At 72.4% G+C, this 20,296-nt stretch carries 12 protein-coding genes; 6 read left to right on the top strand and 6 right to left on the bottom strand.

All coding sequences use genetic code 11. The features are described from left to right. Positions 1-51: 51 nt before the first annotated feature. Together ACZ7MG_RS36355 and ACZ7MG_RS36360 are read right to left on the bottom strand one after the other, a co-directional pair. On the bottom strand, positions 52-849 hold the full coding sequence (locus tag ACZ7MG_RS36355; RefSeq protein ID WP_471396318.1) for a putative hydro-lyase: 798 nt from the start codon (positions 847-849) through the stop codon (positions 52-54). Between the two features lie 95 nt (positions 850-944). Then, complete coding sequence (locus ACZ7MG_RS36360; protein ID WP_471396282.1) at positions 945-2,264, bottom strand: MFS transporter; 1,320 nt, start codon at positions 2,262-2,264, stop codon at positions 945-947. 130 nt (positions 2,265-2,394) lie between these two features. Here ACZ7MG_RS36360 and ACZ7MG_RS36365 point away from each other — a divergent pair, with 130 nt between their 5' ends. From ACZ7MG_RS36365 to ACZ7MG_RS36380, 4 genes are all read left to right on the top strand, one after another. Next, a complete protein-coding gene (locus ACZ7MG_RS36365) occupies positions 2,395-3,090 on the top strand; it encodes a GntR family transcriptional regulator (protein ID WP_471396280.1) in 696 nt (231 codons plus the stop codon). 111 nt (positions 3,091-3,201) lie between these two features. Further along, positions 3,202-4,725, top strand: coding sequence for a hypothetical protein (locus ACZ7MG_RS36370; protein WP_471396278.1), 1,524 nt, complete (start codon positions 3,202-3,204; stop codon positions 4,723-4,725). Between the two features lie 136 nt (positions 4,726-4,861). Then, the gene (locus tag ACZ7MG_RS36375; protein WP_471396276.1) at positions 4,862-5,740 is read left to right on the top strand and encodes a hypothetical protein; all 879 of its coding nucleotides are present in this window, start codon (positions 4,862-4,864) and stop codon (positions 5,738-5,740) included. A gap of 153 nt (positions 5,741-5,893) precedes the next feature. Further along, positions 5,894-10,756: a hypothetical protein gene (locus ACZ7MG_RS36380; RefSeq protein WP_471396274.1), complete on the top strand. Its 4,863-nt coding sequence runs from the start codon at positions 5,894-5,896 to the stop codon at positions 10,754-10,756. A gap of 116 nt (positions 10,757-10,872) precedes the next feature. On the opposite strand, the gene ACZ7MG_RS36385 is transcribed toward ACZ7MG_RS36380, so the two are convergent. From ACZ7MG_RS36385 to ACZ7MG_RS36400, 4 genes are all read right to left on the bottom strand, one after another. Next, on the bottom strand, positions 10,873-12,423 hold the full coding sequence (locus tag ACZ7MG_RS36385) for a GMC family oxidoreductase (protein ID WP_471396272.1): 1,551 nt from the start codon (positions 12,421-12,423) through the stop codon (positions 10,873-10,875). 87 nt (positions 12,424-12,510) lie between these two features. After that, complete coding sequence (locus ACZ7MG_RS36390; RefSeq protein ID WP_471396270.1) at positions 12,511-14,103, bottom strand: APC family permease; 1,593 nt, start codon at positions 14,101-14,103, stop codon at positions 12,511-12,513. A 170-nt stretch (positions 14,104-14,273) separates the two neighbouring features. Further along, positions 14,274-15,740 carry an aldehyde dehydrogenase family protein gene (locus ACZ7MG_RS36395; protein WP_471396269.1) on the bottom strand — a complete coding sequence of 489 codons (1,467 nt, stop codon included), beginning with the start codon at positions 15,738-15,740 and terminating at the stop codon, positions 14,274-14,276. Positions 15,741-16,012: 272 nt separating this feature from the next. Continuing rightward, positions 16,013-16,564, bottom strand: a complete 552-nt coding sequence (locus ACZ7MG_RS36400) for a hypothetical protein (RefSeq protein WP_471396267.1) — start codon at positions 16,562-16,564, stop codon at positions 16,013-16,015. A 419-nt stretch (positions 16,565-16,983) separates the two neighbouring features. On the opposite strand from ACZ7MG_RS36400, the gene ACZ7MG_RS36405 reads away from it, so the two are divergent. After that, positions 16,984-19,854, top strand: a complete 2,871-nt coding sequence (locus ACZ7MG_RS36405) for a nitrate- and nitrite sensing domain-containing protein (RefSeq protein ID WP_471396265.1) — start codon at positions 16,984-16,986, stop codon at positions 19,852-19,854. After that, entirely contained in the window at positions 19,851-20,288 is a 438-nt protein-coding gene (locus tag ACZ7MG_RS36410; protein WP_471396264.1) for a roadblock/LC7 domain-containing protein, read from the top strand. The genes ACZ7MG_RS36405 and ACZ7MG_RS36410 overlap by 4 nt, the downstream gene beginning before the upstream one ends. The last annotated feature ends 8 nt before the right edge of the window (positions 20,289-20,296 follow it).

Genomic DNA, 20,296 nt, shown 5'->3' on the forward strand with positions numbered 1-20,296 from the left:
CTTGTTTCGTCACTGCCCGCACTGCCCGTATCGCCCGCGCGCGTGTGTGCGTCAGAGCACGCGGTATTGCTCGTCGCGGGCGTCGGTCAGGAACATCTGCCCCGGTGCGTGGGTGATCGCGAACGGCGGGCTGGAGGCCGTCACCGCGGCCTGGGGTGTCACCCCGCAGGCCCAGAACACCGGGATGTCGTCCGGCTCGGCGGCCACCGGATCGCCGAAGTCGGGGCGGGACAGGTCCGCGATGCCGAGGCCCGCCGCCTCGCCGCAGTGCACCGGGCCGCCGTGCACGGCCGGGAGCAGGCTGCTCTCCCGGATCGCGGCGGCCAGATGCTCGGGCGGCACCGGACGCATCGACACCACCATCGGGCCGCGCATCCGCCCGGCGGGCCGGCACTGGCGGGCGGTGACGTACATGGAGACGTTGCGGCCCTGCTCGATGTGGCGCATCGGGACGCCTGCCTCGGTCAGCGCCCACTCGAAGGTGAAGCTGCACCCGATCAGGAACGACACCAGATCGTCCCGCCAGACGTCGACCACGTCCGTCGGCTCGGACGTCAACTCCCCGTGCTCCCAGACCCGGTAGCGCGGCAGATCGGTGCGCAGGTCCGCACCCTCCGCGAGCGGGGTCGTCCACACGCCGGCGTCCGTGACGTCCAGCACCGGACACGGCTTGGGGTTGCGCTGGCAGAACAGCAGCATGTCGTAGGCCCAGTCGGCGGGCACCGCGATCAGGTTCGCCTGGGTGTGCCCGGCCGCGACCCCGGCGGTGGGTCCCACGAGGCCCGAACGGAACCGGGCGCGGGCCTTGCCGGGGGTCCACGCGCGCGCGTGCGGGTCGACGAGGGTCACCGGGCGGTCGGACGGGGCGGCGGCCCGGGTGGCAGCCGGGCGGCCGCGGTCGGGGTCGGTGGGGGCCGAGGGCCGGTTCCGGGTGGTCACGTGGTTCACACGAGTTCCTTTCCGCGCGTCTCCGGGAGGCCGAGCAGGGCCACCGCCGCCAGGCCGTAGCCGAGCGCGCCGAAGACCAGCGCGCCGCCCACACCCCAGCTGTCGGCCAAAAAGCCCACCGTGGTGGGGAAGACGGCGCCCACCGCGCGCCCGGTGTTGTACGTGAAGCCCTGGCCGGTGCCCCGGATCGCCGACGGGTACAGCTCGCTCAGGAACGAGCCGAAGCCGCTGAAGATCGCCGACATGCAGAACCCGAGCGGGAAGCCCAGCACGAGGAGCAGGGTGCCGGCGCCGCTCGGGATGTTCGCGTACGCCAGGATGCACAGCGCCGAGAGCACGGCGAAGAGCCAGATGTTCCGTCGGCGGCCCAGCCGGTCGGTGAGATAGCCGCCGGTCAGATAGCCGGCGAAGGCGCCGGAGATCAGGAACGTGAGGTAGCCGCCGGTGCCGACGACCGACAGCCCGCGCTCGGTCTTGAGGTACGTGGGCACCCAGGTCGCCAGCGTGTAGTAGCCGCCCTGGACACCGGTGGAGAGCAGCACCGCGAAGCCCGTGGTGCGCAGCAGGCCCGGCGCGGTGGCCGTACCCGGCCGGAAGATCGCGGCGAACGAGCCCTTCTCGGCGCTCTTCTCGCGCGCGGCGGCGGCCTGCGGGGCGTCCTCGACGGAGCGGCGTACCCAGATCACGAGCAGCGCGGGCAGCGCACCGGTCCAGAACATCACGCGCCAGGCCAGATCGTCGTCGAGGAAGGAGAAGACCATCGTGTAGACGATCACGGCCAGTCCCCAGCCCACGGCCCAGGAACTCTGGATCGCGCCGAGCGTACGCCCCCGGTGCTTGGCGCTCGCGTACTCGGCGACCAGGATCGCGCCGACCGCCCACTCGCCGCCGAAGCCGAGCCCCTGGAGGGCGCGGAAGACCAGCAGGGTCTCGTAGTTGGGCGCGAAGCCGCAGGCCACGGTGAACACCGCGTAGGTGATCACGGTGATCATCAGCGCCTTCACCCGGCCGATCCGGTCCGCGAGCACACCCGCGGCGGCGCCGCCGATCGCCGAGACGACCAGGGTGACCGTGGTGAACAGCCCGGTCTGGCCGTTGTCCAGGCCGAAGTAGGCCGTGAGCGCGACCATGCTCAGCGGCAGGGTGAAGTAGTCGTACGAGTCGAGGGCGTAGCCGCCGAACGCGCCGCCGAAGGCGCGTCGGCCGCGCGGACCGAGGGCGCGCAGCCAGCCGAACGGGCCGTCGTCGGGGGCGGGTCCGCCCGGGGCGGGCTTGGTCATGGAGATCGAGGCCGGGGAGGGAGGATTCGTACTCATGGGCACCTCGCGGTGAGGGGGGAGGGTGCGTGAGGACTGAGCCGTGCCGTGTTCAGCAAGGTAGAGGATCGTTGAACGATCCTTCAATACCCATGTTGTTTCGTTCTTGTGTCTGCGATTGAATTCCGGCATGGCCGCCGAACTGACCGGACTTGCCGACGACCGCGCGCTCCTGGGGCGCACCAGCACCGCCGAGCGGGTTTCGGACATCCTCCGGAGCCGGATCGCCGAGGGCTTCTTCCCACCGGGGACACGGCTGTCCGAGGACAGCATCGGCGGCGCCCTCGGCGTCTCCCGCAACACCCTCCGCGAGGCGTTCCGCCTGCTCACCCACGAACGGCTGCTCGTCCACGAACTCAACCGCGGTGTCTTCGTACGGGTGCTGACCGTCGAGGACGTCGAGGACATCTACCGCACCCGCCGCCTCGTCGAGTGCGCCGTCGTCCGCGGGCTCGGGGCCCCGCCGTACGGCCTCGACGGGCTCGCCGAGGCCGTCGCGGAGGGGCAGCGGGAGGCCGGGGAAGGTGACTGGAAAGGAGTGTCCACCGCCAACATCCACTTCCACCGCGAACTGGTCGCCCTCGCCGGCAGCGCCCGCACCGACGAGCTGATGCGCAGCGTCTTCGCCGAACTCCGGCTCGCCTTCCACGTGGTGGACAATCCGCGCAAGTTGTACGAGCCGTATCTGGCGCGAAATCTCCTCATCCTGCGGACGCTGCAGCGGGGGGAGCGCGACGAGGCCGAGCGGATGCTGGCGGAGTATCTCGACGACTCGTTGAGGAACCTGGTGGAGGTCTACGGGCGCAGGGTCGCCGACGTCGTCTGAGCGCGGCGGTGGTGGTGCGGTGCGTCGGAGGGGTACCGGGGGCGCCGTACCCGGCCCCGCCCGGCGGAGCGATTTGGGTCGTTGTCAGACCCAGGACCTAGTCTGTGCACCGTGACTTCACCCGCATCGACGGACAGCGTTCCGCCCCAGTTCAGCGCGGGGCCGCGCCCCGCGTTGGGCCCGGCCGCCGACGAGGGACTGGCGCGGCGGCTGCGCGCGCTCGCCTGCACCGCGCCGCTGCACGACCTGGACGCGCGCAAGGCGAACCTCGCGGGTGAGTACTCGGTGTACGGCATGGCCGAGGTCGCCCTCGCCGCCATCGACCTGGTCACGCTGAACATGGACTTCGACACGGGCGCCGACCACGACCAGATCGTCGCCCGCCTCATCCCGCGCATCGCCGCCCAGGCCCCACGGCGGCCCGTCGAGGAGCACGAGCGGGTGGCCCGCTGGGTCCTGGAGAACCTGATCAACGTCGGCAGCGTCGACCGCGGCTTCCGGGCCGTGTACGGGACCTTCGCCCCCGACGGCACCTATGTCCGCCGCGACTACGACTTCAAGCTGATCGAGGAGGTCCCCGGCTACGGCGGCGGGGTCTACCTCCGCACGACCGACGAGGCCGTCAACGTCCTCGTGGGCGCCCTCGACACCGATGTCACCAGCGCCCAGATCGCCGCCGAGGTCAAGCTGGAGGTCCTGATCAGCCGGGGCAGGCTCGCCGACGCTCAGCTCGCCGCCGAACAGGCGCGGTACCGGACCGTGCAGTACTCCGAGACGTTGCGGAAGGCCCTGGACGCGACCCGGCGCAACGTCCGCGCGGTCGACTGGCTCCAAGCCGTGCCCGACATGATCGCCGAGGCCCTCGACCACGTCGCCGACCGCTACCGCCACGAGAACGCGATCCTCACCAACATCCGCAAGGCCCGGGACGAGTCCGAGGAGCCCGAGCACAAGCGGCGCGCCGCCGAGCTGGTCGACATCGTCAAGGACTGCATCCGGCGGCACACACAGCTGCAGTCCCGGCTGCTGGAGGCCGGGCCGCTGTTCCGCGCCGAGCAGGACCGGCAGGCCTTCGCGACGCCGATGACGACCTCCGGGACAGACCTCTACGGGCATCTCGTCGCCCCTCTGCTGCCGCTGCCCGTGGAGCAGGCCCGGCGGGTGACCGACGCGTTCTTCGCGCGGGGGACGGGGCTGCGTACGCCCGGGTCCGTGCGGGTCGGGGACCTCGTCGAGCTGCTCTTCACACCGCCGGTGGAGCGGGAGCATCTCGGGGCCGAGATGCCGGAGCCGGATCTGATCGCCACGCCCGACGACAGCCGGTTCAGCGAGGAGCAGCTGGCGGCGGCGAAGGTGCTGCTGGATCTGCCGGCGGACGCGCCCCGGCGGTTGTCCGGGCTGTTGGCCGAGGCGCGGGTGCAGGATCCCGAACTGCCTTATCTGGTCGCCCTGTTGGCCGTGCACGCGGCGAGTCCGCCGGTCGGTACGGCGTATCGGCAGGGGGAGGAGAAGCTGCTGTTCGCCGTGGACGACGGGGTGGAGCTGGATGATCCCGAGTTCGGTGGGGCCGATCTGATCGTGGGGATGGCTCTGTTGGACTCGGCGGGGATGTCCGCGGACAGGGGGGCGGCGTGAACGCTCCGCTGGGAGAGCCGAGAAACCGTCGGTTGTGTGTCGGGTGCGGGTGGGTCGTGGCTGGTCGCGCAGTTCCCCGCGCCCCTGGAGGGGCGCTGCGGTTCCCCCTTTGTCATGAGATCGAGGAGTGTTCGTCGTGAGCGAGACCGTCGAGTGGAGTGAGCCGGAAGGTGTCGCCGCGCCGACTGCCGCTGTCCTCACCCCCGCCGACGCCGCCGATGCCGCTCGGCTTGTCGCGTTCGGGTTGCAGCCGAAGCTTCAGCCTGCCCGGGATCAGGAGTACGGGGAGTTGTTGCGGCGGTACCGGGAGGACCCGGGGTTCGCGCGGCTCGCCGATGCCGTGGCCGCGGGGCTGGGGCTGGTCGTGCTGGAGGTGTCGCCGCGGGCCGGGATGGCGGTGACGGCGGCCGAGGACTCGGTGTTCGCGGTGCGGATGGGGGACTACGCGCGGCGGACGGCGGCGGACTCGGTGGACCGGTTCCTGCACGGGCTGGCGCATCTCGCGGTGGCCGCGATGGCGTTCCCGCGACCCGAGGACCTCGCGGACGACGGGTACATCGGCCGGGTCTCGGTCAACGGCGTCGACGCCTTCGTACGGCAGGCCTGCCGGCGGCTGGAGGAGCGGGCCGAGGAGCAGGGGGAGAACACCGACCCCGCGACCGACGCGCCGGGCCTGGAGTCCGCCTGGCGGATCTGGGCGAGACGCAGCTCCACCGGGGCCACCAAGGACGCGCGCCGGCTGGCCGGGTCCACCACCGGCATCATCGGCAAGGCGGTGGGCTTCCTGACCGACTCGGGCTTCCTCCAGCGCACCGGGGACGACAACGGCGGTACGTATCGCACGACCGCGCGTTATCAGCTCCAGGTGCGGGACATGGCGGGCAGCGCCGCGATGGCCGAGCTGCTGGAGCTGGGCATCGTGCCGGTCACCGACGGCTCGGCCTCGCTGCTGCCCGCCGAGGACACCGACGACCTGGAGCTGGTGGCCGACGCGGGCCTGCCGTTCCACTCCTGACCGCCACGACCCTGCGTACGCCCGCCCCTACGACCGCATCCGACGCCCCGCCGTCACGACCGCACCGCACGCACCACGCTCACCACCGCACCGCACCGCACGAAGCACGCTCACCACCGCACCGCACGCTCACGACCGCGAAAGTCCCCCGCCATGTACGAGCTGTCCCGGGTCCGCCTCTACTCCATCGGGCCGGCCGGTGCGCGCTACGCCGACACCGTGCTGGACCTCAGGGGTGTGGGCGCGTACGTGCCCGATCCCGCGCCGCAGCAGGCGGAGTTCTTCGAGGAGGAGCCGACCGGGCCGCCGCGCCGGCCGGCCCCGGCGGGTGTGCTGTTCCTGGAGAACGGCGGCGGCAAGTCCGTGCTGCTCAAGCTGATCTTCTCGGTGATGCTGCCGGGCCACCGGAACACCCTGGGCGGCGCCAGTTCGGGTGTGCTGCGGAAGTTCCTGCTGGCCGACGACTGCGGGCATGTCGCGCTGGAGTGGCAGCACACGCTGACCGGCGAGTGCGTCGTCGTGGGCAAGGTGAGCGAGTGGCGGGGACGGCAGGTCTCCAACGACCCGCGGAAGTTCGCCGAGGCCTGGTACTCCTTCCGGCCCGGCCCGGGACTGAGCCTGGACAACCTGCCCGTCGCCGAGGCCACCGCCGTACGGCCGCCCGTCGAGGGCGCGTCCGGGGCGCAGGGGCGCCGCCGGACCATGAAGGGCTTCCGGGACGCCCTCACCGAGGCGGGCAAGGCGTATCCGCACCTCGAAGTGCACTGGGAGGAGATCCACGACCGGTGGAACGAGCATCTGACGGACCTCGGCCTCGACCCGGAACTCTTCCGCTACCAGCGGGAGATGAACGCCGACGAGGGCGAGGCCGCCGGCCTGTTCGCGGTGAAGAAGGACTCCGACTTCACCGACCTGCTGCTGCGGGCCGTCACCGACACCCGTGACACGGACGGGCTGGCCGACCTGGTCGGCGGGTTCGGGAACAAGCTCGGGCGGCGCGCCGAGCTGATCGCCGAGCGGGACTTCACGGCCGGCTCCGTGGACCTGCTGGGCCGGATCGTCGAGGCCGCCGAGAGCAGGTCGCGCGCCCGGGACATCCACACGGGCGCCGAGCGGCGCACCCGCACCCTCGCCCGGCGGCTGACGGCGCGGGCCGCGCGGGAGCGGCTGCGGGGCACCGATCTCGCCCAGCGGGTCACCGCCGCCGCGTACGCGGTCACGCACTCCGAGGCCGCCCGCGACCGCAGCGCGCTGATCGCGGCCGAACTGGCTTATCGGCACGCCTCGCTGGCGCTGGCCGCCGCCGAGAAGTCGGCCGCCGCGCAGAAGCGGGAGCTGGCCGACGCGCGCACCCTGCACTCCGCCTGGCAGGCCGCCGAGGCCGTGCTCCGGCACCGGGCCGCCGCCGACCGGGTCGCCCGCGTGGCCGCCGCCATCCAGGAGGCCGAGCGGGACGCCGCCCCGGCGCTCGCCGCCCGCGCCAAGGCCGCCGTCGACCTCGTACGCGCCCTGGCCGCCGCCGCCGGGAGCGCCGAGGAGCTGGCGAACGAAGGCGAGGAGAAGTCGGCCGCGCTGCAGGAGGTCGGCGAGACCGCCCACCGGGACGCGACGGCCGCCGCCACCGAGGCGCAGCGGGCCCGCAGCGAGGTCGGGCACCTGAAGCAGCGGCTCGGCGAGGTCGAGCAGGAGACCGCCGAGGCGGTCCGCGCGGGATGGCTCGACGACAGCGCGCCCGACGCCGACCCGGCCCGGGCCGCCCTCGCCGCCAGCGACGCCGAGAAGACGGCCGTCGCCGCCTGGGACACCGCGCGCGAGGCCTCGCGCCGCGCCTCCGAGCACGCCCGGGAGGCGGCCTCCGCCGAGTCCCGGGCGGAGCTGACGGCCGCCCGCGCGGCGGACGCGGCGCTCGCCGCCGAGCGCGCCCACGACGGCGAACGCCGTACGGCGGAGGGCCTGGCGGGGGAGGAGCGGCTCGCGGAGCTGCTGAGCCTGCCGGGTGCCTCCGGCAAGGTGACGCCGGGCGGAGTGCCGGGGCCGCGTCGGGGCGGGGCCGATGGCGGAAGCGGGTCCGGGGACGACTCGCGAGGGGCTTCCGATCACGGCGGCGGACCGGGCGGAGCCGGTGGAGCAGGCGGAACCGGTGCCTCGGGCGGTGCGGGTGGCCCGGGCCGAGCGGGTGACTCCGTGGCCGTCGGCCCGGGCGGCTCCGCGACCGGTGGCGGCAGGCGAGGCGCTCACGACCTCGCCCGTGCCCGGGGCGCCGGAGCCGACGACTCCTCGCTCGACCCCGCCGACGGCCCCCTCACCCCCGAAGAACTCGACCGCTTCGCCGACGAGCTGCGCGAGCTGCTCGACGAGAACGTGTCGTCCGCCGAGCGGCATCTCTTCGAGCTGCGGACCGCCGCGGCCGACGACTCCCGCATCCTGGGCGCCCTCGGCGACGGCGGGCTGCTGCCGCCCGGTCCGGACGTCCTGGCGACCGTCGAGTTCCTCGGCGAGCACGGCATCCCGGCCCTCCCCGGCTGGCGCTACCTCGCCCAGGCCGTCGACCCCACCGACCACGCGCGCGTACTGGCCGCACGCCCCGAACTGGTCGACGGTGTGATCATCACCGACCCGGCCTCGCACGCCCGGGCCCGCGAGGCGCTGAGCGAGGCCGCCCTGCTGCCCCGCTCCGCCGTGGCCGTCGGCACGGCCGCCGCCCTGCTGGCACCGACACCGCCCGCGGACTCCGGTGACGGCGACGTGTTCCTCGTACCGCCGAACCCGGCCATGCACGACGAGCACGCCGCCGACGAGGAACGGCAGGCACTGCGCGCGCGGGCCACCGAGCGGGACGAGGAGATCCGGCAGCTGGCCGCCCGGCTCGGCAAGGACCGCGAGCTGGCCGCCCGGCTCTCCTCGTGGCGCACGGGCTGCCCGACGGGCAGGCTCACCGAGCTGGCCGACACCGCGCGGGAGGCGCGCGCGTTCGCCGAGGAGTCCGAGGCGGAGCTGGCGGAGGCGCGGGCCGTACGGGCCGAGGCCGAGGAGGCGGCGGCCGAGGCGGCCCAGGTGCGGGACGAGCGGCAGGAGGCCGCGCAGAAGGCCCGCCGCGCCGCCGACGCCCTCGCCGGACTCGCCTTCCGGCTGCGGGAACGCGCCGGCTGGCAGGTCAAGCTCCGCGAACTCGCCGACGAGGCGGCCGAGTCGGAGGCCCGCGCCCAGTCCTGCCTGGAGCGGGCCCGTGCCGCAGACGAGGACCGCCGCGCCACCCAGCGCGGCGCCGACGACGCCCGCCGCACGGCGCGTGCGCTGCGCGCCGAGCGCGCGGAGATCGCGGGCGCCCCCGACGACGTACCCGACACGGACTCCGACGCGCCCAAGCAGCCCCTCGCGGCCCTCCGGGAGGCCTACCGAGCTGCCTCCCAGGTGTACGAGAAGGTCGGTGTCGGCGCCGATCTGCGGGCCGAGCAGGCGCGGGCCGAGAGCGACGAGAGCGCCGCGATCGCCGAGCTGGACCGGTTGACCAACAAGGTCCGCAATCGCGCCGAGCAGCTCCTCCAGTCGCCCGACGGCTCCGACGGGCCCTCCCGGCAGGCCGCGGCGGCCCGTGCCGAGGAACTCGTCCAGCTCCTCGAAACCCGGATGTCCACCGCGAGCGAGCAGCTGGGCCGGCTGCGCGGCGAGGCCGAGCGGCACGCGCCCGAGGACGGCGAGACGCACACCGAGCTGCCCGAGGAAATGCTGCCGCGCGACGCCGAGCACGCCCAGGCCCTGCTGCGCACGGCCACCGCCGAACTCGCCTCCCGCGCCGAGGCGTTGACCCAGGCCCGCGAGGCCCACGCCGAGCTGCTGGAGTCCCACCGCGCCGCCGAGGACGCGGCCGGCGGCTTCGACGAGACCGCCGCCCTGCTCCGCGACCTCCTGCGGGACCACTCCACGGACGACGAGCAGGAAGCGCCCGAGCCCTACCCCGGCGACCTCGACGAGGCCCGCAGAGCCGCCGCCGAGGCCCGCCGCTCCCTGCGCGGCTGCGCCGCCGACCTCTCCACGGCCGAGGCCGCCGTACGCGAGGCCAGTGACGTCCTCGTACGCCACGCCAACTCCACCCGCTACGAGCAGGTCCGCACGCCCGCCCGGCAGCAGATCCGCGAGCTGCCCGCGGCCTCGCTGCCCGAGCACGCCCAGAAGTGGGCCGACGCGTTCGCGCCCCGCCTCCGGGTCCTCACCGACGAACTGGCCCAGCTGGAACGCAACCGGGACTCGATCGTCGACCGGCTGCGGGGCCTGGTGGAATCCGCCCTGGCCACCCTCCGCTCCGCCCAGCGGCTCTCCCGGCTCCCCGAGGGCCTCGGGGAGTGGTCCGGCCAGGAGTTCCTGCGCATCCGCTTCGAGGAGCCCGACCAGGCCACCCTCGTCGAGCGGCTCGGCGAGGTCGTGGACGAGGCGACCCGCGCCGCGGTGAAGAAGAACTCCGACATGCGCCGCGACGGAATGTCCCTGCTGCTCAGGGGCGTCGGCGCCGCGCTCCAGCCCAAGGGCGTCGCCGTGGAGATCCTCAAGCCGGACGCGGTGCTCAGGGCCGAGCGGGTCCCCGTCGGACAGATGGGCGACGTCTTCTCCGGCGGCCAGCTGCTCACCGCGGCCATCGCCCTCTACTGCACGATGGCCGCGCTCCGCAGCAACGACCGGGGCCGGGACAGGCACCGTCACGCCGGCACCCTGTTCCTCGACAACCCCATCGGCCGCGCCAACGCGACCTACCTGCTGGAGCTCCAGCGCGCGGTGTCGGACGCCCTCGGCGTCCAACTCCTCTACACCACCGGCCTGTTCGACACCACCGCACTGGCGGAGTTCCCCCTCGTCATCCGCCTCCGCAACGACGCCGACCTACGCGCCGGCCTCAAATACATCAGCGTGGAGGAACACCTCCGCCCGGGCCTGCCCCAGCAGCCCCAGCCGGGAGAGACGGCACACACGGAGATCACGGCGACGAGGATGTACCGGAGGCCGACGACCAACAGCGCCTCGTAGGAGGGGCTCCGCCCCTGAAAGGGGCGCGGGGCTGTGTCAATCTGCGGCTCCGCCGCGTGGGCGCGACCAGCCACAACGGACCCGCAGCCGCCCCACGCCCCAAGCCACCCCACCCCTTAGGCGTCGGCTTTCAAGAGATCCGCACACTTCTCGCCGATCATCATCGTCGTGATGCACGGATTCACGGTCACCAGCTCCGGCATCACCGACCCGTCCGCCACCCGCAACCCCTCGATCCCCTTCACCCGGAGCCGCGCGTCCAGCGGAGCGGAGGCGTCGTCGTCCGCACCCATCTTCACCGTGCAGGCCGGGTGGTAGACGGTGTTGTGGGTCTTCTGGATGTAGTCGAGCAGCTCCTCGTTGGTGTGCACGTCCGGCCCGGGCGCCAGCTCGGCCCCCACCCAGCCGCTGAGCGCCGGCTGCGCCGCGATCTGCCGGGCCAGCCGCAAGCCGTACGTCATCACGCGTACGTCGTGCTCGTGCGTGAAGTAGCGCGGGTCGACCTTCGGCTTGTCCCGGTAGTCACGGGTGCGCAGCCGCACGGTCCCCCGGGACTTCGCGCGCGTGACGTTCGGCGTGAGACAGAACGCGTTCTCGGAGGTGGGGTAGCCGTGCCGGGCCGTGTTCATGTCGAACGGCACGGACCCGTAGTGGAACATCAGGTCCGGCCGGTCGAGGCCCGGCTCGGTGTCGTAGAAGATGCCCGCCTCCCACCACTGGTTGGAGGCGGTGGGCATCGGCTGGGCGGCCTCCCACATGATGACGCCCTCGGGGTGGTCCTGGAGGTTCTCGCCGACGCCCGCCGAATCCACGACCACGTCCACGCCGACCTCGCGCAGCTGTTCGGCGGGGCCGATGCCGGAGAGCATCAGGAGCTTCGGTGTGTCGATGGCACCGCAGGAGACGACGACCTCACGCCGGGCGCGCACCGTCCGGGTGTGGATGAGGTCGGGGTCCAGATACTCGGCGCCGACACAGCGCCGCCCCTCCAGCACCAGCTTCTTGGCGCGGACCCCGGTGCGTACCTCCAGGTTGGGCCGCCGGCCCATGATCGGGTGGAGATACGCCACCGAGGAGGACTGCCGGATGTTGTTCTCGTCGGAGTTGATCTGGAACCAGTTGGCGCCCCGCACCACCGTCGTGCCCGTGTTGAACGGCGTCGTCGGGATGCCCGCCTGGACGCACGCCTCCAGCAGGGCGTGGCCGCACGGGTCCTCGCTCTTGATGGTGCGCAGCTTCACCGGGCCGGTCCGGCCGTGGTGGTCGCCGGGCGCGTCGTTGGTCTCCAGGCGTTGGTAGAGCGGGAAGAGGTCGGCCGCGGACCAGCCCGTACAGCCCGCGGCCGCCCAGTCGTCGAGGTCCTCCGCCGGTGCCCAGAAGGCGATGCAGGAGTTGTGGGACGAACAGCCGCCGAGGACCTTCGCCCGCGCGTGCCGCATGAAGCTGTTGCCGCTCTCCTGCGGTTCGACCGGGTAGTCCCAGTCGTAGCCGGACTCCAGCAGACCCATCCAGCGCTCCAGCTTCAGCACGTCGTCGTCGCCGACGTCGCTGGGGCCCGCCTCCAGAACGCACACCGTGACCGACGGGTCCTCGGAGAGTCTGGCCGCGACCACGTTTCCCGCGGTGCCGCCGCCGACCACGACATAGTCGAACTCATCTATCTGCATGGGGAGTTGACCTCCTGTTGTGCTGTGGCGGCTGTGCTGCCGAGCCACTGTGCTGCGGTGCTGTGGGGGATTGCGGGGAGCCGGCTCTCAGTCGGCCGCCGGGGAGACGAGGGGAGCGGCGGGCGGCGCGGGCGGTACGGCCCCGTCCTCGACGGCCACGCGGTGCTCGGCGAGCACGCCCGTCCTGTGCCGCTGGATGAACCAGTAGTAGGCGAAGCCGCCGCCGGCGATGATCCCGACGAAGAGGACGGCGCCCCACTGCAGATACCAGTGGAAGGGGGCGGCGGCGTTGTAGACCGCGGCCCGCGGCCAGATCAGGTTGAGGGTCATGCCCCCGCCCCAGAGCACGGCGAGGATGTTCACGGGCAGGCCCCAGCGGCCCAGCGAGAACCGGCCGTCCCCGGCGGGCTGCCACGTGCCGCGCAGCCGTGCCACCAGCATCGGCACGGTGACGCCCAGGTAGGCCAGGTAGATCATGATGATGCCGATGCTGGTCACCACGGTGAAGATCTGCGGCTGACGGATGTTGACCACGAGGATGCCCAGCGCCAGCACACCGATGATCACGGTCGGCAGCACCGGCGTCTGGAAGCGCGGGTGGATCTTGGCGAGCTTCGAGGAGGCGGGCAGGTTGTTGTCCCGGGCCATGGCGAAGGTCAGCCGGACGGCGGCGGTGTGCACGGCCAGGGCGCACACGGTGACCGCGATCAGCACGCACCACAGCATCGCCTTGCCGGCCGTCGGACCGAGCACGTTGAGCACCACGTACTGCAGACCGTCCGTGGACAGCTGCTCACCCTTCAGGCTGGAGACGCTCATCAGCGCCAGCAGCAGGATCAGACCGCCGAGAACGAAGGAGGCGATGATCGCCCGGATGATGGCGCGCGGGGCGTTCCGGGTCGGGTCCAGCGACTCCTCACCGAGCGAGGCGGCCGTGTCGAAGCCGTACATGACGTACGCGGACGCCAGCGAGGCCACGAGGAAGGCGCCCAGGTATCCGTTGCCGTAGGCGTCGCCGGTGCCGTTCGTGTCCATGACCACCTGGGGGCCACGGGTGATGTGGACGGCGAACAGCACGATCAGGACGACGGTGGCGATCAGCTCGATGAACACGCCCGCCGTGTTGATCCGGGCCATCAGCTTGACGCCGAACGCGTTCACCACGGTGGTGAACAGGATCAACACCGCGGCCAGGACGACCGCGTTGGTCGCCACGTCGTACTTGCCGGTGCCGTCCCCGACGATCTGGAACACGTCGGAGATCTGGGGGAGCGTCAGCTGGTACGCCAGCGCGACCGCCGCGATCGACACGATGGAGGCGATCAGCATCATCCAGCCGGCGAGCCAGCCCAGATGCGGATTGCCTATCTTCTTCGACCAGTTGTAGACCGAGCCCGCGACCGGGTAGCGGGCCGCCAGCTCGGCGAAACAGAGCGCGACCATGAACTGGCCGACGAACACCATCGGCCACGACCACCAGTAGGCGGGGCCGCCGCTGGCGAAACCGAAGTAGAACAGCTGGAAGGTGCCGGTCAGGATCGAGATGTAGCTGATCCCGGCGGCGAAGGTGTGGAAGTTGCCCAGGGTGCGCTTGAGTTCGGGCTTGTAGCCGAACTCGGTGAGTTCGGTGTCGTCGGAGGTGTGCTTCGGTCCGGTGGGTGGTTGCTCGATGGTCGTCATGAGCGGACTCCTGGTGGGCCTGGGGGAGGAGGGGGAGCGGCTCTTGCGGGTGCGCCGGGACACCGGGATACGGGTGCCGGGCTGCGGGTGCCGGGGCGCGCGCGGAACGCGGTGCCGAGAACGGTGAGGGCGATAGGACTACGCCTCAAGTGGCCCGCGTCACAAGGGACTTAGTCGAACCAACCCTGCGGCGAGGGGTCCGTGTTCCGCCAGATGTGCTTCGCCTCGCGGTACTCGGCCAGTCCCGCGGGTCCGAGTTCGCGGCCGAAGCCGGACTGCTTGACCCCGCCCCACTCGGCCTGCGGCACATACGGGTGGTAGTCGTTGATCCACACCGTGCCGATCCGCAGCCGGGCCGCGACCCGCTGCGCCCTGGCCTCGTCCGTCGTCCATACGGCGCCGGCCAGACCGTAGATCGTGTCGTTGGCCAGCCGCACCGCCTCGTCCTCGGTGCTGAACCGTTCCACCGTCAGTACCGGCCCGAAGGACTCGTCCTGGACCACGGACATCGTGCTCGCGCACTCGTCCAGGACGGTCGGCAGATAGTAGAAGCCCCGCTCGTACGCGTCGCCGCTCGGCCGCTCGCCGCCGCAGCGCAGCACCGCGCCCTCGGCGAGGCCCCGGGCCACGTACTCCTCGACCTTCGCGCGATGCGCGGCCGAGATCAGCGGGCCGGTCTGCGCGTGCTCGTCGAACGGGCCGCCGAGCCGGATCTCCCGTGCCCGGCGGACGACCTCGTCGACGAAGCGGTCGTGCAGGGAGTCCTCCACCAGCAGCCGGGCGCCGGCCGAGCAGACCTGGCCCGAATGCAGGAAGACCGCGGTCAGGGCCATGTCGACGGCCGTGTCGAAGTCGGCGTCGGCGAAGACGATGTTCGGGTTCTTGCCGCCGAGCTCCAGGGCGACCTTCTTGACGCTCGCGGCGGCGTTGGCCATGAGCCGCCGCCCGGTCTGCAGGCCACCGGTGAAGGAGACCAGGTCCACGTCCGGGTGGTCGGAGAGCGGGGCGCCCGCCTCGGGTCCTGCGCCGAGGACCAGATTGGCCACCCCCTCGGGCAGCCCGGCCTCCTCCAGCAGCCGCATCAGATGGATCGCGGTGTGCGGGGTCAGCTCGCTCGGCTTCAGCACGAATGTGTTGCCGGCCGCGAGCGCCGGGGCGACCTTCCAGGCCGTCTGGAGGAGGGGGTAGTTCCAGGGGGTGATCAGCGCGCACACCCCGACCGGCTCGTACACGACCCGGCTGTCCACACTCGGCTGACCGGTGTCGACGACCCGGCCCGTCTCGGCGGTGGCCGCCCGCCCGAAGTAGCGGAAGCAGTTCGCGATGTCGTCGATGTCGTACTCGCTCTCCACCAGCCGTTTGCCGGTGTCGAGGGACTCGGCGCGGGCGAGCGCGTCCTTGTCGCGTACGAGGAGGTCGGCCACCCGAAGCAGCAGGTCACCGCGGTCGGCGGGCGAGGTGGTGGGCCAGGGGCCCTCGTCGAAGGCGCGGCGGGCGGCCGTGATCGCCTCCACGGTGTCCTTGCCGCCGGCCTCGTCGACGACCGCGACCAGGCTGCCGTCGGCGGGGCAGCGGATCTCGCGCGTCCGGTTGTCGAGCGCGGATCGCCATGCTCCGCCGATGAAAAGTTCGGGCATGTCTCTCGTTCCTCCTGGTCAGCGCCGTACGGCCGGCGCCCTCGCGGCTGGCGCCTAACCGGACGGCCGCGTTCTATGCCCAAGAGGGGGTCAAATGTGACGGTCGACACGCCTGGTCGGAGGCCTGGACACCCGAGGGAACCGCCTCTCACCTGCTGCGGCAGCCACTCGCGCGGGCTCCGATGTGGTGGCCGGTGGACACCAGCACACCACTCTTCGCGCGCACCCGCGAGGGGGCGGGCCCTGTGTCACGAGGGCCCGCCCCAGGTGTTCTACGGGTGCGACAGCTGCCCGGCGCCACCGCGCCGGCGTATCCGCTCCTGCGTGCGCTCCGCCGCCCGTGTCTCGCGGCGGACCCGGCGCCGCTCACGACGCAACGAGCGCGCCGTGCTGCTGGGGGCCGAGACCACGCCGTTGCGCTGGTTCCACACCTGGCGGGTCACCCAGACGTCCAGGACGCCCCAGGTCGCCGCGATGGTGCTCGCCACGCTGCTCAGGACCATCGGGAACGCCAGCCACGAACCCGCGAGGGTGGACAGGAACGCCACCATCGCCTGAAGCAGTGTCACCGCGATGATGAGGACCGCGCGCACCGCCGCCGTCCGCACCGGGTCGGGCAGCCGTCGCCTGCGCGCCGGCTCCTCGATCCACAACGGCCGGTAATGCACCCGTTCTTCGTCGCCCCGGGGCAGGATCCTTCGTTCTTCCACCGCGACGCTTTCCCCCGTCAGGAGGCCGCGATCCGGTTCCTGAGCGCCTCGCTCCGCCCTCTCGGGCGTCACCGCTCCGTCACCGGGCGCTACGCGCCGCTCCGCCGTGCCCATCAACTTGTCACTCCCCACCGCCGGTGGACCAACAGTCACCGGGTCCCGAGACCCGGCCCCCCACTGGTGCCCGACTTCCTCCGGTTCACGCCGCCTGGAAGCGGCTTGCGGGACCTGTGGCCGATTCCGCCCCCAATTCCCGTACAGAAAGACGATCGACGTGCACGGAAGATTCCCGCGGAACGAAAAAATCCGGCCAACTGGTGGACTTTCCCGACGAGATGCCACGGGTTCAAGTGCCTGACGGAGGGAGGCAATCTCTCCCAAAGGGCCGCCAACTCCCCATGTCCGGTTCGCCTCGGGTCCGGAGTGCGTCCTTCCTGCTCTTCGAGATACGTGTGAGTCGGTAGTAGGCTCACGCCGTTTGTTGACGCACATGTGTGCCCCCGGGCCTGGCGGGGGTCAAGCTGGGGGAGGCCATGCGCTTTCGCGGGAAATCGATCCGCCGGAAGATCGTGGCGCTGCTGCTCGTGCCCCTCGTGGCACTGACCGGTGTCTGGACGTTCGCCACGGTGCTGACGGGCCGTGAGGCGAGCGATCTCTTCAGGGTCGCGGACATCGTCGAGGAAGTCGGCTTCCCCACCGAGGACACCGTCCGGGTGCTCCAGCAGGAGCGCCGCCAGACCCTCGTCTACCTCGCCGACCCCCGCTCCGCCGAGGCGGTCACGGCACTCGACCGCAGCCGGGCCGCCACGGACAAAGCCGTCGAGGAGTTCCGGGAGCACGCCCGTGACGGCGAACTGCGGGACGAGATGGGCGAGGCCACCTCGCTCCGGCTGACGACGATCCTGGACGCCCTCGACACCCTGCCCTCGCTGCGGACCACCGTCGAGAGCGGCACCGTCACCGTCCCCCAGGCCCTCGGCCACTACAACGAACTCGTCGACCCCTGCTTCACCCTGCTGTCCAACCTCCCCGCGCTCGACAACGTGGAGATGGACAAGCAGGGCCGCGCCCTGGTCAACGTCGGCCGCGCCCGCGAACTCCTCTCCCGCGAGGACGCGCTGCTCAGCTCCGTGCTCGTCGCGGGCCGGATCACCCAGGAGGAGATCCGCGACTTCTCCGACCTCGTCGCCCAGCGCACCCTGCTGTACGAGATCAGCCTGCCGCAGCTGCCCGACGCCGAGCGCGAGCGCTTCGAGGGCTACTGGAAGAACGCCAGTTCCGCCCCCCTGCGCTCGGTCGAGCAGGCCGTCATCGCCTCCGACCCGGGCCGGCCCGCCGGCGTCACCGCGAAGCGCTGGGACACCTCCGTCGAGCCTGTCCTCGCCGACCTCCGCAACCTCAGCGTCGAGGCGGGCGACCGCTATCAGGACCGCGTCAGCCCGCTGGCCACCACCGTCATCCTCAAGGCCGCCGTCGCCGGCGTCCTCGGCCTCATCGCCCTGCTCGTCTCGCTCTTCATGTCCGTCCGCATCGGCCGTGTCCTCATCCGCGACCTGCGCAGGCTCCGCCAGGAGGCCCACGAGACCGCCGGGGTGCGACTGCCCAGCGTGATGCGCCGCCTCGCCGCGGGCGAACAGGTCGACGTGGAGACCGAGGTACCGCGCCTGGAGTACGACAGGAACGAGATCGGCGAGGTCAGCCAGGCCCTCAACACCCTGCAGCGGGCGGCCGTCGAGGCCGCCGTCAAGCAGTCCGAACTCCGCAGCGGCATCTCCGAGGTCTTCGTCAACCTCGCCCGCCGCAGCCAGGTCCTGCTGCACAAGCAGCTCACCCTGCTCGACACCATGGAACGCCGGACCGAGGACACCGACGAACTCGCCGACCTGTTCCGCCTGGACCACCTGACGACCCGTATGCGCCGGCACGCCGAGGGCCTCGTCATCCTCTCCGGCGCCGCCCCCTCCCGGCAGTGGCGCAAGCCCATCCAGCTCATGGACGTGGTCCGCGCGGCGGTCGCCGAGGTCGAGGACTACGAGCGGATCGAGGTCCGCCGGCTGCCCCGGGTCGCCGTGACCGGCCCCGCGGTCGCCGACATCACCCACCTCGTGGCCGAACTCCTGGAGAATGCCACGGTGTTCTCGCCGCCGCACACCGCCGTACAGGTGCTCGGCGAGCGCGTCGCCAACGGCTTCACCCTGGAGATCCACGACCGCGGCCTCGGCATGTCCGCCGAGGCCCTCCTCGACGCCAACCTCAAGCTGGCCGAGACCCCCGACTTCGAACTCTCCGACACCGACCGGCTCGGACTCTTCGTGGTCAGCCGTCTCGCCCAGCGCCAGAAGGTCCGCGTCTCCCTCCAGCCGTCCCCGTACGGCGGCACCACGGCCGTGCTGTTCATCCCCGACGCCCTCCTCACCGACGACGTCCCCGACACCAACGGCATCGGCTTCCGCCTCGACCGCGCCCACCCCACCCGGGAGGCCGAGCTGGAGGACGAGCGCAACGCCGCGCTCTCCCAGGTCCCGGTCCGCCTCCCGGGGCTCTCCGCCGCCATCCTCGACGGCCCCGTGGAACTGGAGGCCCCGGTCGACCCGGAGCCCCTCGGCTACCCGGGCGCCCTCGGCGAGGAGGACACCGAGCGCGGTGGGCTGTTCGGACCCCGCCGCTCCCTCACCGGCGTCGCCGACGAGCACCAGCAGCCGGTGCGTGAGGGCGAACACCGGGCCCCCCTCACCGACCCCGACCCGACGCTCGGCCCCGTACCGCTGCCGCAGCGGCGCACCCCCCATCTCGTCAGCTCGCACGGCCGTTCGGTGACCGGGGCCAGGGCACGGCAGCCGGAGGACGAGCCCGGACAGGGCCGTACGGCCGGCCCCGAGGGGATCGCCGACACCCGGCCGCTCAGCGCCCTGCGCGGCGACCGGCCCCAGCCGCCGGGCGCCCCCGGAGCCGACCGCACCGCACCCGGCGCCCTGCCCGGGTCGCACCGCGCCGGCGCCCTGCCCCCCGGCGGACACGAGGGCCCGGCCCTGCCCCAGCGCCGCCGTACGACTCCTGCGGGCGGCGCGGCCCCGACCACGGCGCCGTACGGCCCGGGCGAGCCCACCCCGCGCGCGGACACACCGACCGACCAGGCAGAATCAACTCCGGGCCTGTTGCCCCGACGCGTCCGACAGGCCAGTCTGGCACCGCAGTTGAAGGACGGGCCCGACCGGCGTGCCGAGCGCGAGAGGTCCCGCCCGGAGCGGCGCCCGGAGCCGACCGAACGGGACGCCGACGAGGTACGCAGCCGTATGGCCTCGCTCCAACGAGGCTGGCGGCGCGGCCGCGAGGAGAACGCCGAGGGCGACGACGCCCAGGACGTCTCAGCACCACGAGGAACGACTAAGGGGGACGGTCGATGACCGCACCGAAGGCCGAAGGGCACACCGCGACCGGCATGTCCGGCGAGCTGAACTGGCTCCTGGACGATCTGGTGCAGCGCGTCGCCAGCATCCGCAAGGCGCTCGTGCTCTCCAGCGACGGACTGCCCACGGGCGTCTCCGCGGACCTCACCAGAGAGGACAGCGAGCATCTGGCCGCCGTCTCCTCCGGCTTCCACAGCCTCGCCAAGGGCGTCGGCCACCACTTCGAGGCGGGCAGCGTCCGGCAGACCGTCGTCGAACTCGACGAGGCCTTCCTCTTCGTCACGGCCGCCGGTGACGGCAGCTGCCTCGCCGTCCTCGCCGACGCCGAGGCGGACATCGGCCAGGTCGCCTACGAGATGACCCTCCTCGTCAAGCGGGTCGGCGTACATCTGGGCTCCGCCCCGCGCGCCGACGGCCCCCTCGGCGGGTAGTGGGACGG

Source organism: Streptomyces sp. NPDC107538, from assembly GCF_055657445.1.